This window comes from Kitasatospora putterlickiae (assembly GCF_039527695.1).
GTDB lineage: Bacteria > Actinomycetota > Actinomycetes > Streptomycetales > Streptomycetaceae > Kitasatospora > Kitasatospora putterlickiae.
This window is the reverse complement of sequence record NZ_BAAAKJ010000063.1, coordinates 19,154-20,662: the sequence shown is the minus strand read 5'-3', so window position 1 is coordinate 20,662 and position 1,509 is coordinate 19,154. Positions and strand designations below refer to the sequence as shown.

The window sequence follows — 1,509 nt, the reverse complement described above, 5'->3', positions numbered from 1 at the left end:
CCGGGAGCGCCGCGCGGGCCGATACCTCCCGGCGGTCCGCAGGCCCCCGCCGGAGCCCGGCCCTCGCGCTGGCCCCGGCGCCGGATCGTCAAGTGGTCGGTCTTCGGCGTGCTGATCGCCCTGATGGTCACCGCCGTCTCCACCTGGTTCTGGGCGGACTCCAAGCTCAACCACGAGAAGGTGCTCGCCGACTACCCCGGCCGTCCGGCCGCGGGCAAGGGCACCAACTGGCTGATCGTCGGCTCCGACAGCCGCAACGGCCTGTCCGACTCCCAGGAGGAGGACCTGCACACCGGCCACGCGGGCGGCAAGCGCAGCGACTCGATGATGATCCTGCACGTCGGGGACAGCGGGAACACCCTGATGAGCATCCCGCGCGACTCCTGGGTGCCGATCCCCGAGCACACCGGCGAGAACGGCAAGCCCGTCAAGTCGACCACCGCGAAGATCAATTCGGCGTTCGCGACGGGCGGCGGCAAGCTGCTCGCGCAGACCGTCGAGACGAACACCGGCATCCGCATCGACCACTACGCCGAGATCGGCTTCGCCGGCTTCGTGGGCATCGTCGACTCGGTCGGCGGCGTGGACATGTGCATCGAGCAGGACGTCAAGGACAAGGACTCCGGGCTCGACCTCAAGGCGGGCTGCCAGAACCTCAACGGCACCCAGGCGCTGGCCTTCGTCCGCCAGCGCCACCAGATGGCCGACCAGGACCTCGGCCGGATGCGCAACCAGCAGAAGTTCCTCGGCGCGCTGGCCAAGCAGGCGGCCTCGCCGGCCACCGTGCTCAACCCGTTCACCTTCTACCCGCTGGTCTCCTCGGGCCTCGGCACGCTGATCGTCGACGAGGACGCCGGGCTGACCGACCTGGGCTCGCTGTTCCTCGCCATGAAGGACGTCAACGGCGGCAGCGGCAAGAGCATCACCGTGCCGATCGCCAACCCGGACTTCAAGACCAACACCGGGGAGTCGGCGGTGAAGTGGGACACCGCGAAGGCCAAGCAGGTGTTCGACGCCTTCAAGAACGACACCGCCGTGCCGGACGTGAAGTAGCCGCGAAGCGGTCGTGGGCGTACGTGACTCGCCGTGACGTCGTCGACACAATGGGTGGATGTCACTCGTCACCGCGCTGATCTACCGCCGCCGTCACCGTCTCCTGGGCCGCCTGGTCCAGGAGGCGCTCGCGTTGTACGGGATGGAGGTGCCGGCCGCCGCCGAGATCGGGCCCGGCCTCATCGTGTTCCACCGGGGCTTCGGCACCGTGCTGCACCCGTACACCACGCTCGGCGCCGGGGTGACGCTGTACAACGGCGTGACCGTCGGGCGGGCCGACCCCTGGGTGCCGCAGGAGCGGAGCGCGATGCGGCGGGTGGTGGTGGAGGACGGCGCGGTGCTGTGCGCGGGGGCCAAGGTGGTCTGCAAGGAGGGCGTGCTGACCGTCGGCGCGGGCACCGTCGTGGGCGCCAACGCCGTCCTGACCCGCTCCACCGGGCCGGGCGAGGTCTGGGC

At 70.4% G+C, this 1,509-nt stretch carries 2 protein-coding genes; both read left to right on the top strand.

Annotated elements, in window-relative coordinates; translation table 11 throughout:
* Window positions 1-1,053: LCP family protein (locus tag ABD308_RS07340; protein ID WP_425554715.1), on the top strand; the 1,053-nt coding region annotated here is incomplete at its 5' end.
* A gap of 58 nt (window positions 1,054-1,111) precedes the next feature.
* Window positions 1,112-1,509 (top strand): LbetaH domain-containing protein (locus ABD308_RS07335; protein WP_486327011.1); only part of this gene is annotated, 398 nt, incomplete at its 3' end.